The sequence below is a fragment of the Euzebyales bacterium genome, from assembly GCA_036374135.1.
Lineage (GTDB): Bacteria > Actinomycetota > Nitriliruptoria > Euzebyales > JAHELV01 > JAHELV01.
This window is the reverse complement of the sequence record DASUUK010000088.1, coordinates 39178-53213: the sequence shown is the minus strand read 5'-3', so window position 1 is coordinate 53213 and position 14036 is coordinate 39178. Positions and strand designations below refer to the sequence as shown.

Genomic DNA, 14036 nt, shown 5'->3' with positions numbered 1-14036 from the left:
GCTGGGAGATCCTCAGGTCGGTCAACGGTGGCTGTGTGACGCGATCCTAGCCGCAGGGACGGGTGATCGGCTCAGCGCAGCCAGTCGTCGTGCGGGACGATGTCCGGGTACGCCGAGCACGCCGCCATCAGTGCGGCCTCGGCTGCCTCGCGCATCGTCTGCCCGGCCTGCCCGGGTAGTGCGCGGACCGTGTCGTGCGCGTCGGCCATGGCCTGCGCGCCGCGCTGGCCATCGCCGTTGAGGCACCACAAGTGCCCGCTGGCCAGCTGCGAGTTCGCCAACTCCCATCGCGACATCGGATCGCCCGTGAGGACGGCTCGCCGCGCTGCGACCGCTGCACGGCTGTTGCCGAGCCCGGCCGCCACGGTAGGGCTGATGTCGCGCCCGTGCTCAGCCAGCACCACCGCTGTCTCGCACGCCTCCGCCGCGCGGTCGTGCAGCGCGACGCCCAGCGCACGCATCGCCTCGGCGCCGACGCTGTCGACGGCCAGGCGCCTCGCCTCCTCGGCGAGCTGGTCGTGTTCGCCGATCAGGCCGGCGCAGTGGGCGATGTGGCTGAGGTCGTGGAGCCGGATGCCCAACTCGCCGACCAGGCTGTCGAACTCGTCTGCGTGTTCGACGACGCGCAACGCGCGTCGGGTCAGCAGCAGCGCCTCGCGTCCGGGTCCCGTCGCGTCGCGCGGCCGGCCCAGCAGCTCGTTGAGCACGATGGCGTGGCGCCACAGTGCGCGGGCGAGACGCCGCAGCGCCGCGTACCAGTGCTCGGCGGGTTGGGCCGCGAGCAGCCGGCGGTAGGCCGAGACGGCGGCTCCAGCCGCCACCGCGGCCGCAGGCCCGTCGCCGTCGGACGTCGCGAGCCGCACGGCCTCGTCGTACAGCTCGTCGGCGTGTGTTCGCGTGGTCTGCAGCCCGTGCGGTCCGGACTCCCACACCGAACGCTCGAGCCGATCGTTGCCGCCGTCGAGCGCCCCCGCGCCATGTCCACCGGTCATCGCGAGCACTTCCAGATGATCGACCAGGTCCGCCTCGAACGCCGGTTCGTCGCGCGCCAGGTCGTCGAGCGTGCGGGTGGCGCGCACGAGGTCGCCGACCGCCTCGTCGTGGCTGCCACTGGCGAGGCGGCTCATGAGCGACACGTCGAGCGCGAGCACGAGTGCGGCGCGGCTGTCGTCACCCGTGTCGGTCCCGGCATCGGTCAGGATCTCGACGGCCTCCCGCCCCGCGGCCACGGCGTCACCGATGCGCCCCGCGGCGTGGAGCTGGTGGGTCAGCAGCACGAGGGCGAGGGCAAGCAGCGGACGCTGCGTGGACAGGTGCCGTACGAGCTGGCGCCGGTGTGCGACCGCCAGTTCGGCCAGGGTGAGCGTGTCGTGCGTGGGCTCGCGGCCGACGAGGACGAGATGGCGTTCCTCGACGTCGGCGAGCCGAACCTGCACGTCGAGCACGTCCGCCGGCACGGTCGCATCGGACCACGGGTCCCGTCCGATCCCCGCGCATGCTTCGTCGAGCTCGCGGGCGTACAGCTCGATGACGTCCGTCGTGGTTGCGGGCCGTGTGAACTCGGCGGCGCGATCGGGGCCCAGCCGGGCGCGGGCGCGCTCGTGACGCGTGCGGTCGAAGGGAAAGACCCATGGGGTGGTCTCCGCGAACGACATGCCGTCGTGTGTGGTGCCGATGTGCCCGGACCGTCCGGCGTCGCTCCACGCCATGTCTGACCCCATCCGACAAGACTAGTGCCATCTCGCCACTACAGCGTAGCGCTCGGTAGTTCAATGATGCCACCGCGTGGCGCTGAACGCTGCGGGGCCGTCTCAGTCCAACAACACGATCGCGTCGATCTCGACCAGTTGGCCCTCGTGGCCGAGGCGCTGGACGCCCAGGAGCGTGGCCGGCGCCATCGGCCGGCCGCTGATGCCGGAGTCGCGGAACACACTCCACGCCGTCGCGAGTGCGCCCCGCTCTCCGACGACGTAGACCGTCGTGCGGACGACGTGCTCTGGGCGCGCACCGACGTCGATCATGCATGCCCGCAGGTTCGCCACCACCTGCCGGGTCTGGCCCGCCACGTCGCCCGCGGCGACCAGTGCGCCGGCCTCGTCCAGCGGGCACTGCCCGGCCATCCAGGCGAGCCGCACCCCTGTGGTGATCGCCATCTCAGCATAGCCCGGGCCAGCCGTGCGCCCACCGGGGCTGTGCCGTTCGACCGTCACGGTGCACTCCTCGCCGCCCGCCGCATGGCGGTCATTGTCCCGTGCATGCCGGTCGTCGACAACCGCCCCGCGCCGCCCGCGCCGCCCGCGCCGCCCCGCGCCCCGGCCGCGCGCCCACGTCCGGCGCGTAGCATCGGCGCGATGACCGAGGCCCACAGCGCGCTGCTCGTCGCGCACCTCCGAGGGTGGCTGGGGGCATGGCCGCCGGGCGGCACGGTCGACGTGGTCGGAACCGACGTGCGTGACCGGCCCGGTTGGGACGGGACGGTCGCCCGGCTCGTCGGCGTCGGGACACCGGACCGGGCCCTGCTGTCGGTGCCACCCGATCGGGCGTCCGCGGTCACGGCCGTGGTCGGCCCGCTCGACGACCGCAGCGTCAGGAGCGCGATCGTGCGCGCGGTCGGCGCCGACGACAAGATCCTCGGACGTGGCGTGTTCCGCTGGTCGGAGACCGTCGCGACGGCGTCGGCGCTGCCCGATGCCGGTGAGTGGGTCGACCGCGACGACGCCCGGGTGCCCGGCTGGCTGCGACCGTTCAACTACCCGCAGGTGTTGATCGCCTGGGACGAGGACGGCGCGTACGGCGCCGGCGTGGGCATCAAGCGCCACGACCCGATCGGTCATGAGCTCGCCGTCGTCACGACCGCGCGGCTGCAGGGTCGCGGACTCGCTCGGCGGCTCGTCGCGCAGGCGGGCCGGCGCATCCTTGACGAGGACGGCCTGCCCACCTACCTGCACGACCGCCGCAACGAGGCATCGGCACGCGTCGCCGATGCCGTCGGGTTCCCGGACAGGGGCTGGACGGTCTACGGCCTGTTCGACGGCACGCCCGCAGCGGGGTGACGCCGCACCGCCACGGGTCCGCGGTGGACGCCCGCGGTGTCGGTCGCTGCGTCTGCCCTCACAGCGCCTTCGCGTGCAGCGTCGCGCGCGGCGTGTAGCCACGGGCCGCGAGGAAGTCGGAGGCCGGGCCGCCCATCCAGGCCTGTGCGCTCACGGTGGCGGCACCGCGGTTGCGTGCCCAGTCCTCGACCGCCGTGACCAGCCTGGAGCCCACGCCGTGTCGCCAGGCGTCCCGGCGTACGGCGAGCGCCTCGATGCCGACGCGGCGCTGTCGCAGATCGCGCTGCATCTGACGGTCGGGTTGCGGATGGGCTGCGACGACCGCGGCTACGACGAAGCCCACCGCGCGACCGTCGACGTCCGCGACGAGCACGAGTCGGCGGTCCGGATCGGCCTGCGCCTCCAGGCTCTCGACCAGCCATGAGCCCAGCCCGTCGGCTTCCGGCACCGTGAACGCTTCGTGGTCGAGGTCGGCGTACACCGCCGCCTGGTCGCGCCACGCCTGTGCGAGGTCGCGGCCGTCGCCAGGTCGCACCTTGCGCAACCGGATCTTCACGCCGTGCGCCACATCGTGGGTCGCCGGTGGCCCACGGGGGTCGTCCGGGTCGCGCCGCGGAGGGTGGCGCGACAACCGACGGGTCCGCGCCGCGGCCGGCCGACCGGGACGGTGGCGCGACCGGCTGACGGGGCGTCCGGCACTAGCTGAGCATGCGGGCGCGAACCTCTTTGCACACAGGGCACACCGGATAGCGTGAAGGGTCGCGGCTGGGCACCCACTTCTTCCCACACAGCGCCACGACGGGTGTCCCGGTGACCATCGCCTCGGTGATCACCGCGTCGGCGTTCGGTGCGCGGATGATGTGGGCGTAGCGTTTGTCGTCGCCGTCTGAGGTGCGCGGCCGGACGCGGGGCGTCGGCGTTGCGGTCGTGGTGCTGGTCATGCCAGGTGCTTCCTGTCCGGCGGAGCCGGTCCGCCCGAGCGTCTCGTACAACCAGGCCCACAAAAGTATGCCCGCCCGGGACCGGCCCACAACCTGACCAACGGCCACGCCCGCCACCCGCGGGCGACGACGAACGTGCTGGTCGCACGCCGACGGCCGGGTCGGACGCACTGATCCGACGCGGTACGAGCGCATGCGGTCAAGTCTCGTGTCGCGCGACCGCATGTGATTTACTGCCGCGCAACAACGTCCTGACGTAGCCCCTGTCCCCGGTCATCGCCAGCCCGTTGTCGAACGTGACATCGGCAGATCGGTCGGCTCATGGCTGAGGGCACACGGCATCGCGAGACGGCATCCGACACCGACAGGACACAGCTGAAGCGGGTGATCGGCCCGCTGTTGCTGTTCTTCTTCATCCTCGGGGACATGCTCGGCGGAGGCATCTACGCGCTGGTCGGCGAGGTCGGCGCCGAGGTCGGCGGTGCCATCTGGACGGCGTTCCTCGCCGCCTTCGTGCTGGCGTCGCTGACGGCATTCGCCTATGTGGAGCTCGCCTCCAAGTACCCGCGCGCCGCCGGCGCGGCGTTGTACGTCAACCGCGCCTTCAAGCAGCCGTTCTTCACGTTCGTCGTCGCCTACGCCGTCATGTGCTCGGGCATCACATCGGCGGGAGCGCTCGCGATCGCGTTCTCAGGCGACTACTTCAAGGAGTTCATCGCCCTGCCCATCGTGGTGGTGTCGCTCGGCTTCATCGCCGTCATCGCCGTGATCAACGCGATCGGCATCTCCGAGTCGGTCAGGATGAACGCGGTGTTCACGTGCATCGAGGTGTTCGGGCTGCTGCTGATCGTGGTGATCGGACTCGCTTCGGTGGGTGCGGAGCAGTTCGACTTCTCGCGCAACTTCCGGTTCTCAGGCGACGGCTCGCCGCTGCTGCTGATCATCGGAGGAGCATCGCTGGCGTTCTACGCCCTGATCGGCTTCGAGGACTCGGTCAACGTGGCCGAGGAGGTCCGACACCCGGCGAAGTCGTACCCGATCGCGCTGCTCGGGGGGCTCCTCGCCGCCGCGGTCATCTACACCCTGGTCACGATGACGGCGTCGGCGGTGGTGCCGACCCAACAGCTCGCGGACTCCGACGGTCCGCTGCTCGAGGTCGTCAAGCAGGGCTCGCTGTCGGTGCCGACCACCCTGTTCTCGGCGATCGCGCTGTTCGCGCTGTTCAACGGGGCGTTGATCAACATGATCATGGCCTCGCGGCTGGTCTACGGCATGGCCGAAGAGCGTATCGTGCCGTCGGTACTGGGCCGGGTGTCGCCCCGGCGGCAGACGCCGTTCCCGGCGATCGTGTTCACCACGATCCTCGCCGCCGCGCTCGTGCTGACGGGCGACCTCGATGCGCTGGCGAACACGACCGTCGTGCTGCTGCTGGCGGTGTTCGCGATCGTCAACGTCGCCGTGCTCGTCCTCCGATCGGACCACGTCGACCACGACCACTACGTGGCACCGACGTTGATCCCGGTGCTCGGAGCACTGGTCAGCCTCGGGATGCTGACGCAGCACACGGCTGGCATCTACCTGCGGGCGGGCATCCTGCTCGCAGTCGGGGTGGCCCTCTGGTTCGTCAACCGTGCGCTCGGTGGCGGGACGCCCGGCGAGCTGGACGCCGGGACGCTGGCTGACTGACGCGGCGCACGGTGCGGCTCCCCTCTCCGGAAGAGGATCGCTTCAGCCTGGACACCGTCGTCAGTGTGGGGTTGGGTTCCGCCCAGACCAAAGAAAGGCAGGCCATGGAAGGGCTCGACTGGGTCGTCATCGCGATCTAGTTCGCCGGAGTGTTCGGCGTCGCGCTCTGGTCGTACATGCAGGAGCGTGGCGACGACTCCGCAGCCGGGTACTTCCTGGGGTGGGCGCAACGTCGGCTGGTTCGTTGTCGGGCATCCCTGTTCGTGTCGAACATCGGGTCCGAGCACCTCGTGGGCCTGTCGGGCATCGGCGCCGACTCCGGGTCGCGGTCGCGCAGTTCGAGATCCTGCGTCGCTGATCCTGCTGCTGGGCTGGTGTTCGTGCCGTTCTACGTGCGCAGCGATCACCGTCGGATTCACCGGCCTCTACAACGATCTTCGGCGGGCTCCGCGCGGTCGTCCACACCGACATGATGCAGATGATCGTGCTGATCTTCGGCGCGGGTCTGGTCGCGATCCTCGGCCTCCAGGCGGTCGGTGGCTGGGCGGGATGACCGCTGCGGTCGAGCCGGGCTTCATGTCGGTGGAAGCCGATCAGGGATCCCCGCGTTCCCTGGACCGGCATCGTGTTCGGCGCGCCGATCCTCGCCGTCTGGTACTGGTGCACCGACCAGGTGATCGTCCAGCGGACGCGCGGCCCGCAACATCACCGAGGCGCGCCGTGGCACGATCTTCGCCGGCTACCTCGAGGTGCTGCCGCTGTTCATCTTCGTCATCCCCGGCGTCATCGCGGCGTGGGTCACCGACGTCGCGCCAGCTGCCAGGTCGCCGGCCTCGCCGGGCGTGGGCCACCGACGTCGCGCCAGCTGCCAGGTCGGTGGCCCGCCTCTGCCACGACCTGGGCGGAGCGATCAGTCCGCCGCGCGGTCCCGTCGTAGCGCGTCCAGCGCGATGACGACCATGTCGTCGAATGTGCGCTGTCGATCGGCGGAGGAGGCCACCTCGCCGGTGACGAGCTGGTCGCTGACGGTGCAGATCGCCAGCGCACGCGCGCCGGTCTGCGCCGCGATGCCGTACAGGCCGGCCGCCTCCATCTCGACGGCGAGCACCCCCATGCGCTGCATGGTGCTGATCACGCCGTCGTCGGGGTTGTAGAAGAGGTCAGCCGAGTGCAGGTTGCCGGTGTGCACCGCCAGGTCACGCTCGTGGGCGGCGTCGACCGCTGCGCGGGCGAGATCGAAGTCACTGGTGGCGGCGAAGTCCCACCCGCCGTAGCGCGTGCGGTTGACGGCGCTGTCGGTGCATGCGCCGATGCCGACGACCACGTCGCGCAGGGCGACGTCGGGTTGCACCGCACCGCATGACCCGACCCGGATCAGGCGCCGGCACCCGTACGTCTGGATGAGCTCGGTGGCGTAGATCAGCGAGGACGGGATGCCCATGCCGGTGCCCATGACCGACACGGGCATCTGCTCGTAGGTGCCCGTGAAGCCGAACATGCTGCGCACCGCGGTGACCCTGGTCGCGTCCTCCAGGAACGTGTCGGCGATGTGCTGTGCCCGCAACGGATCCCCGGGCAGCAGGACCGCCTCGGCGAACGCGTCGTCGCCGGCGGCGATGTGGGGGGTGGGCATGGGACGTCCCGGCTTGGCTCGAGCGATGCGGCGGTGATGCTACCCGACGGTATGGGGTAGGGTGCCGCCACGGACGAGTCCGGGGGTGGACGCATGACCGCGATGCGCGCGCTGGTGTGCTCGTCGCTCGACGGATTCGATGGTGTGGCGGTCGGCGAGTTGGATGCTCCCGAACTGCGCCCCGGCGCGGTGCGCATCAGCGTCGGCGCCGCGGCGGTGAACTTCCCCGACCTGCTGATCATCCGCGGCATGTACCAGGACCGACCCGACCTGCCGTTCGCGCCGGGGGCTGAGGTCGCCGGCGATGTCGTCGAGGTCGCGGACGACGTGGGCGGCGTCGAGCCGGGCGATCGCGTGTACGCATGGGTCGGCCACGGTGGTTTCGCCGAGGAGGTCGTGGCCGACGCCGCCGCGGTCGTCCATGTCCCCGAGGACATGCCCGACGAGATCGCCACGACGCTGCCTCTGGCGTACGGCACCGCCTATCACGCGTTGATCGACCGTGGTGAGCTCCGCGAAGGGCAGTCCCTGCTCGTGCTCGGCGCCGCCGGCGGTGTCGGGCTCGCCGCCACGGAGGTCGGGGCTGCGGTCGGGGCGCGCGTGATCGGCGCCGTCAGCTCGGAGGAGAAGGAGGACGCTGTCCGGGACGCTGGCGCTGACGACGTCGTGCGGTATGACCGCACGCCGCTCCGCGACGCGTTGCGCCAACTCGCCCCTGGAGGCGTCGACGTCGTGTTCGATCCGGTGGGTGGCGACGCCACCGAGGCGGCGCTGCGGTCGACCGCCTACGGCGGGCGCCTGCTGATCGTCGGCTTCGCGTCCGGCGACATCCCGGCCATTCCCGCCAACCTGCCGCTGCTCAAGAGCTGCGCTGTCGTCGGCGTGTTCTGGGGGCGGTTCGCGCGCACCGAACCGGACCGCAACCGCCGGAACCTTGACACCCTTGGACGCTGGTGGCTGGACGGCCGGATCGACCCGCTCGTGTCGCGGACCTACACGCTCGACGACGCCGTCGACGCGCTGCGGCTCATGGACGGTCGCGGTGCGGTCGGCAAGCTGGTCATCCTGCCCCGCGGCGGATGACCGGCGGCGGTCGCAGACGATGGTCCCGACCGCAGCGGGACGCGGGGTCGTATCGTGACGCAGAGACGATCTCGGGAGCCACCCCATGACGCGCAACAAGCACCGGATCATCGTGCTCGACGGCGACACATGCCTTCGGCTCATCTCCTCCCACCCGTCCCGGCTCGGGCGGGTCGCGTTCGCCGAGGGCGGCGACGCCGACTGGCCGACGGTTCTGCCGGTCAACTACGCCTACATCGACGGCGTCGTGTACTTCCGCACGTTCGAGGGGTCCAAGTTGTACGCGGCGCTGCGGCACCAGCGTGTCGCGTTCGAGGTCGACCACGTCGACGAGTCGTGGCGCGAGGGATGGAGCGTCCTCGCGCGGGGCGCGCTGGCCGTCGTCCGCGATCGTGGCGTCATCGCTGCCGCCGACGCGCAGCTGGAGTCGTGGGCGGCCGGCGAGGACGAACAGCTCGTCTCGCTTACGATCGACGGCGCCACCGGCAGGCGGGTCGTGGGCCCACCCACCGGCTGACCGTCGACGTCACTGGTACGACACGAACACCGGCGGCGGCTCCAATGCCATCGTCGCCTCCGGGCTGCGCAGCGGCGTGTCCTCGTCGTAGAAGTTCTTCCAGCCGAACTGCACGCGTGTCGGGGCGTTGGCTGTCACCGCCGCCCACGTCTCCAGCTTGGTGTGCTGCGGGCCCTGACCGTCCATCTGGACGACGTAGGCGAGCTCGGGATGGCTGGTGTCCAGCCCTGCGCGCTCACGGATCATCGACAAACGGAACTGGTGCAGCAGGAGCATCTTCTGTGGCAGGCGGTTGCGGCGGGTCAGCTCGGCGAGCCAGTCAGCGACCGCGTTGACCTCGTCGATGCCGACCGAGCCGATCTGTTCCAGATGCCGTTCGCCGGGGGCCAGGCGCCACTCGGGATCGAGTGCCAGACCGACGTGAGGTTGCCGGAGCAGCTTGCGGTAGCGCCGGGCGAGCGTGAGGAAGTCACTGCGGCCGGGCTGGATGTCGAGCAGCACGTACAAGCCCGCCCGGCGGGCCGCCCGCACGGATGGTTCCAGCTCGGCCACCCTGAGCTCGTTGGCGAAGTTCCCGTCGCGTCCCGCGGAGCTCGAGGCGACCGTCGCGATGATCTCGAAGCCCCCGACCACCTCCACGCCGTCGTCGACGGCCCGTCGGTAGCGCCGGCGCATCTCCCGTGCACGGACGACCGATTCGTCGACCGACTGCTCACCCAGAACGCCGAGCGCCGGCGACTGCGGCACGCCGTACAGGGTGATGTAGCGGCGCGCGTGGGGGCGCCGGGGGTCGATCACGAGCTGACCGCCACCCGGCAGCTGCATGCCGGTGGAGGCGACGGCGACCTGCAGCGCGAGGTTCTGGCGTGACTGCCGCGCAAGGGTCCCCGTACCGACGATCACCTCCGGGGCCGGACCGTCGGTCATCTCGGCCAGCTGCCGGATGGCCACCCGGTCGCCACGCAGGTCAGAGGCCACGGTGGTGATGACCGTGTGGCCGACAGCGCGTGCGGCCACGGCGAGCTGCAACGCGGACGCACCGCGCGGACGCGTGATGACCGCGGTACCTGTCGGTTCGGCGGTCGGCGGGCCGGTCGCCTCGAGATCGCGGAGCGCAGCGGGGTCCACCGCGGGATCCCCGTCGGAATCGCCACGCACCGCGTCGCGGAGCACCGTGCGCTCGGTCGGGGGGCTCCCGCCGGTCGGACGCAGCCTGACGACATCGCGGGCACCGCCGTCGCGGGCCGCCCGTTGCAGGACCGCATCGACGTCGTCGTCGCGGCTGACGGTCACCGCTCGGACGACGCCGAGGCGCTGGAGGTCGGCGACAGCGCCGTCTGAGGCGGGCTCCGCGGTGGGCTCAGAGGCGGACGCGCCATCGCCGGGGCCACGTGCCGGTACGACGACCAGCGGTGCTCCGAGCGCCAACGCGACCTGCGCAGCGACGAGCCGGTCCGTGTGCGCCGCGGACACCACCGCGGTGTGTGACCGCGAGACGATGGACAACGGTTCCGGCGCCGTCGGGTCGTGCGCGACACGGGTCACCGATCGGCGTAGCGCCGCCGGCTGCGGGGCCACGAACGGTTCCTCGGAGGCTCCGGCCGCACGGCGGGTCTCCGGCGCGGGGTCGCGCAGCACGCTGACCGCCAAGGCACCAAGGACTGCCGCGGCGATGACGGCGATGACGATCCAGTATCTGCGTGCAGCCACGAGTGAGTCGAACCCCGATCTGGAGAGTGGGGGTGGGCCGGTCACTCTGCCGCGCCGGTGTGGGCGGCGTCGACGACCTCACCGATCAGTGCCTCGATCGCGTCCTCGAGCGCGACGACGCCGAGCACGGTGGCACCGTCTGACACCAGACCGAGGTGACTACCCGTACGTTGCAGCTGTTCGACGATCTCGTCGACGGTCGCGCCCGCCGGGATCTGCGGCAGTTCCCTGAAGCGCTCGCGCGGCACCTGCTGGTCGGGCTCGAGGTCGAGCACGTCCTTGACGTGCAGATAGGAGCGCGGCCCCGCATCATCGTCGCGGATAGGGATACGCGAGAACCCCGTGCGCGCGACGAGCTCCTCGATCTCCTCAGCCGTGACGTCGGGATCGATCGAGATGAGGTCCTCCGTGCCGATCAGCAGGTCACCCGCCTTGACCTGCTCGTACTGCAACGCACCCGTGAGCAGTTCGTGCTCCTCGTGGTCCAGCAGGCCCTCGCGGCGGGACTCGGCCAGCATCGCGGCGACCTCGTCGGCGGTGAACGCCGAAGAGACCTCGTCGCGGGGTTCGACCCGCATGAGGCGGAGCACGCCGTTGGCGCTGGCGTTGAGCAGCCAGATGATCGGCTTGGTCAACCGCACGATCGTGGCCAACGGTGGGCCGAGCCACAGCGCCGAGCGCTCTGGCACCGACAGCGCGACGTTCTTGGGGACCATCTCACCGAGCACCATGTGCAGGTACACGACGATGCTCAGCGCCACCGCGAACGCCACGGGATGCAGCAACGACGGCGGCATGCCGACGGCCTCGAAGGGTCCCTCCAGCAGATGGGCGATCGCCGGCTCGCCGACGGCACCCAGCCCGAGCGAGCACACGGTGATCCCCAGCTGCGCGCCCGCGAGCATCAGCGAGACGTGCTCCATCGCCCACAGCGTCGTACGCGCACGTCGTCCCCCGTGGGTGGCCAGCGGCTCGATCTGGCTGCGGCGGGCCGAGATGAGTGCGAACTCGGCACCGACGAAGAACGCGTTGCCTGCCAGCAGGCCGAGCGTGAGCCACAGTGCGGTCGCGTCACCCATGTGGTGCGTCCGCCCCGGTGCCGTCGTCGACGACCTCACGGATGACCGGCGTCAACTTGACGCGGTCGACGCGCAGACCGTCCATGCGCACGACCCGCATGGTCCAGTCGCCGACCTCGACCTCGTCACCGTCGCCCGGAAGGCGGTCGAGGACGTCAGCCATGAACCCGGCGATCGTGTCGTAGTCGTCGTCGTCGGGTACCTCGACGCCCAGGTCGCGGATCTCGTCGGGTCGCAGCAGGCCGGTGACCACGTAGGTGCCGTCGCGGCTGAGCCGCACCCGAGAGACCGGCGGATCGTGCTCGTCCGCCACCTCGCCGACGAGCTCCTCGACCAGGTCCTCGAGGGTCACGATCCCCGCGGTTCCCCCGTACTCGTCGACCACGATCGCCAGGTTGCTGTCGGCGCCGCGCAGCTCACGCAGCAACGTGTCCAGCTCGATGGCCTCCGGCACGAACACGGACTCGCCCGCCACATCCTGCGCGGGGGTCGACGAACGCTCGGCACGCGGCACCCGGAGTGCATGCCGCACGTCGACGATGCCGACGATGTCGTCGGACCCGCCCTCGCCGGTCACCGGGAAGCGTGACAGTCCGCTGTGGCAGGCCTGGGCGAGCACCCCGGCGACGGACGTCTCGGCCTGCACGAAGTGGACCCGCACCCGCGGCGTCATGACGTCGGCGGCCGAGCGCGCGCCGAACTCGAGGCCGCGCGCCAGCAGCGCCGCGGTGGACCGCGGCAGGGTGCCGAGCTCGGCCGAGCGTCGCACGAGCGACTGCAGCTCCTGCGGCGCGCGCGCCGACGCCAGCTCCTCCTGCGGTTCGAGACCGAACATGCGCACGATCGCGTTGGCGTTGCCGTTCAACAGGCGGATCAGCCAGCCCGCCAGCTGTGTGAAGGCCCGTTGCGGCCGGGTGACGCGCATCGCCACGTCCCATGGACGCGCGATCGCGAGGTTCTTGGGCACCAGCTCACCCAGCACCATCTGCAGGCCGGTCGCCACGACGAGTGCGATCGTGACCGCGATGCCGGCGGCGACGCGCTCGGAGAGACCCAGGTCGGCCAACGGGCCGCGCAGCAACGTCGCCAGCGAGGGTTCCGCCAGATAGCCGACGATCAGCGACGTCACCGTGATGCCCAGCTGTGCGCTCGACAGCTGCGTCGACAGGCTGCGCAGCGCCGTCAGGACGCCGGCGGCCGTCTCGTCGCCACCCTTCGCGGCATCTGCGACGCGGGAGCGGTCGACGGTGACCAGGCTGAACTCCGCCGCGACGAACAGCGCGTTGGCCAGCAGCATGACGCCGGCAAGTGCGAGCAGTGCCCAGGCGACGGTCATCGGCGTCGCGCGGTCGCGGCCGCGGCCGGCCGCATCACCGACGGCATCGACGAAGAACTGAGCTGTGCGGACATGGCCATCGAGTGTCGTCTGCGCATCACGGTCTCATGCACCGGTGCGGACGAGACGTGCAGCGGTCACGCCGGCGGCGACGGCGAGCACGGCGGCGGCGCCACCGGCGACGATGACGATGAGCGTGCTGCGGTCCGCCTGTGCGACCGCGATGCCCACCAGTGCCCACGTGACCACGAGGGCGAAGGCGACGTCATGGCGTCGCACCAGCATCGTCAGCCCGATGCCGGTCGCCGCCAGCAGCGCCACGGTGCCCCACGCCGGGGCGGCCGCACCTCCGTCGACGCCCGCGTCCACGAGCAGGATCGCGGTGTTGGCGACCGTGGCGACCGTGACCCAGCCGAGGTACACGCTGAAGGGCAGCCGCACGGCCAGGCGGTGCGCCCGCGTGTCGTCCGCGGCCCGCAGCCGTTCGTAGCACACGATCAGCGTGAGCAGCAGCGCGACGATCAGCGCCCAGGCCAGCGCGATCTGGAGGTGGTGCCAGGCGAACAGCCATGCCGCGTTGCACGCGCAGCTCGCGACGAACGCAAGTCCCAGGTCGCGCAACGCCGGCTCGTCGCGCTGCGACGGGAGCGCCTGGTAGCCGACGAACACGGCCAGCAGGGCGTAGATCAGTCCCCAGATCGCGAAGACGTAGCCGGCCGGGGTGACGAAGGTCGGAAAGCGATCGGAGACGGCGCCGCTGGTGATGCCGTTGATCGGAAGGGCGTTGGCCAGCGCGTTGACCGTGATGACAGCGACGTAGGCCCCGACGTTGAGGCCCTGGCGCCACACGGGACGCAGCGAGCGCTCGACGATCAACGTTGCCACGGCGTCGCTCCGGTACAGGGGTCGCCACCGATCCTACGCATCGCGGTGGTTGCGCGCGCGGCTACGCCTCGACGATGTGCACAGCCCTGCCGGTCACGGCGATGCCACTGTCA

Annotated in this window: 13 protein-coding genes; 4 read left to right on the top strand and 9 right to left on the bottom strand. The window is 71.1% G+C overall.

The window, feature by feature from the left end:
- Nucleotides 1–71 precede the first annotated feature (71 nt).
- Together VFZ70_15205 and VFZ70_15200 are read right to left on the bottom strand one after the other, a co-directional pair.
- Nucleotides 72–1709, bottom strand: coding sequence for a hypothetical protein (locus VFZ70_15205; protein HEX6257154.1), 1638 nt, complete (start codon nucleotides 1707–1709; stop codon nucleotides 72–74).
- A gap of 102 nt (nucleotides 1710–1811) precedes the next feature.
- Nucleotides 1812–2210 (bottom strand): RidA family protein, encoded by a 399-nt coding sequence (locus tag VFZ70_15200; protein ID HEX6257153.1) that lies wholly within the window; start codon nucleotides 2208–2210, stop codon nucleotides 1812–1814.
- Between the two features lie 141 nt (nucleotides 2211–2351).
- Here VFZ70_15200 and VFZ70_15195 point away from each other — a divergent pair, with 141 nt between their 5' ends.
- Nucleotides 2352–3053, top strand: coding sequence for a GNAT family N-acetyltransferase (locus VFZ70_15195; GenBank protein HEX6257152.1), 702 nt, complete (start codon nucleotides 2352–2354; stop codon nucleotides 3051–3053).
- A 58-nt stretch (nucleotides 3054–3111) separates the two neighbouring features.
- Here VFZ70_15195 and VFZ70_15190 read toward each other — a convergent pair whose 3' ends face one another.
- Both VFZ70_15190 and VFZ70_15185 read right to left on the bottom strand, forming a co-directional pair.
- Nucleotides 3112–3609, bottom strand: a complete 498-nt coding sequence (locus VFZ70_15190) for a GNAT family N-acetyltransferase (GenBank protein HEX6257151.1) — start codon at nucleotides 3607–3609, stop codon at nucleotides 3112–3114.
- A 142-nt stretch (nucleotides 3610–3751) separates the two neighbouring features.
- A complete protein-coding gene (locus VFZ70_15185; GenBank protein HEX6257150.1) occupies nucleotides 3752–3994 on the bottom strand; it encodes a DUF3039 domain-containing protein in 243 nt (80 codons plus the stop codon).
- A 321-nt stretch (nucleotides 3995–4315) separates the two neighbouring features.
- On the opposite strand from VFZ70_15185, the gene VFZ70_15180 reads away from it, so the two are divergent.
- Nucleotides 4316–5680, top strand: coding sequence for an amino acid permease (locus VFZ70_15180; GenBank protein HEX6257149.1), 1365 nt, complete (start codon nucleotides 4316–4318; stop codon nucleotides 5678–5680).
- Between the two features lie 910 nt (nucleotides 5681–6590).
- Here VFZ70_15180 and deoD read toward each other — a convergent pair.
- Nucleotides 6591–7313, bottom strand: a complete 723-nt coding sequence (gene deoD, locus VFZ70_15175; GenBank protein HEX6257148.1) for a purine-nucleoside phosphorylase — start codon at nucleotides 7311–7313, stop codon at nucleotides 6591–6593.
- A gap of 93 nt (nucleotides 7314–7406) precedes the next feature.
- On the opposite strand from deoD, the gene VFZ70_15170 reads away from it, so the two are divergent.
- Nucleotides 7407–8396 (top strand): NADPH:quinone oxidoreductase family protein, encoded by a 990-nt coding sequence (locus VFZ70_15170; GenBank protein HEX6257147.1) that lies wholly within the window; start codon nucleotides 7407–7409, stop codon nucleotides 8394–8396.
- Nucleotides 8397–8481: 85 nt separating this feature from the next.
- Nucleotides 8482–8913 carry a pyridoxamine 5'-phosphate oxidase family protein gene (locus VFZ70_15165; protein ID HEX6257146.1) on the top strand — a complete coding sequence of 144 codons (432 nt, stop codon included), beginning with the start codon at nucleotides 8482–8484 and terminating at the stop codon, nucleotides 8911–8913.
- A gap of 9 nt (nucleotides 8914–8922) precedes the next feature.
- Here the strand turns inward: VFZ70_15165 and VFZ70_15160 are convergent, their stop codons facing one another.
- From VFZ70_15160 to VFZ70_15145, 4 genes are all read right to left on the bottom strand, one after another.
- The gene (locus VFZ70_15160; GenBank protein ID HEX6257145.1) at nucleotides 8923–10623 is read right to left on the bottom strand and encodes a hypothetical protein; all 1701 of its coding nucleotides are present in this window, start codon (nucleotides 10621–10623) and stop codon (nucleotides 8923–8925) included.
- A 41-nt stretch (nucleotides 10624–10664) separates the two neighbouring features.
- Complete coding sequence (locus VFZ70_15155) at nucleotides 10665–11702, bottom strand: hemolysin family protein (GenBank protein HEX6257144.1); 1038 nt, start codon at nucleotides 11700–11702, stop codon at nucleotides 10665–10667.
- Complete coding sequence (locus VFZ70_15150; GenBank protein ID HEX6257143.1) at nucleotides 11695–13038, bottom strand: hemolysin family protein; 1344 nt, start codon at nucleotides 13036–13038, stop codon at nucleotides 11695–11697. The genes VFZ70_15155 and VFZ70_15150 overlap by 8 nt, the downstream gene beginning before the upstream one ends.
- Before the next feature lie 105 nt (nucleotides 13039–13143).
- Nucleotides 13144–13923: a TspO/MBR family protein gene (locus VFZ70_15145; GenBank protein ID HEX6257142.1), complete on the bottom strand. Its 780-nt coding sequence runs from the start codon at nucleotides 13921–13923 to the stop codon at nucleotides 13144–13146.
- Nucleotides 13924–14036: the final 113 nt, after the last annotated feature.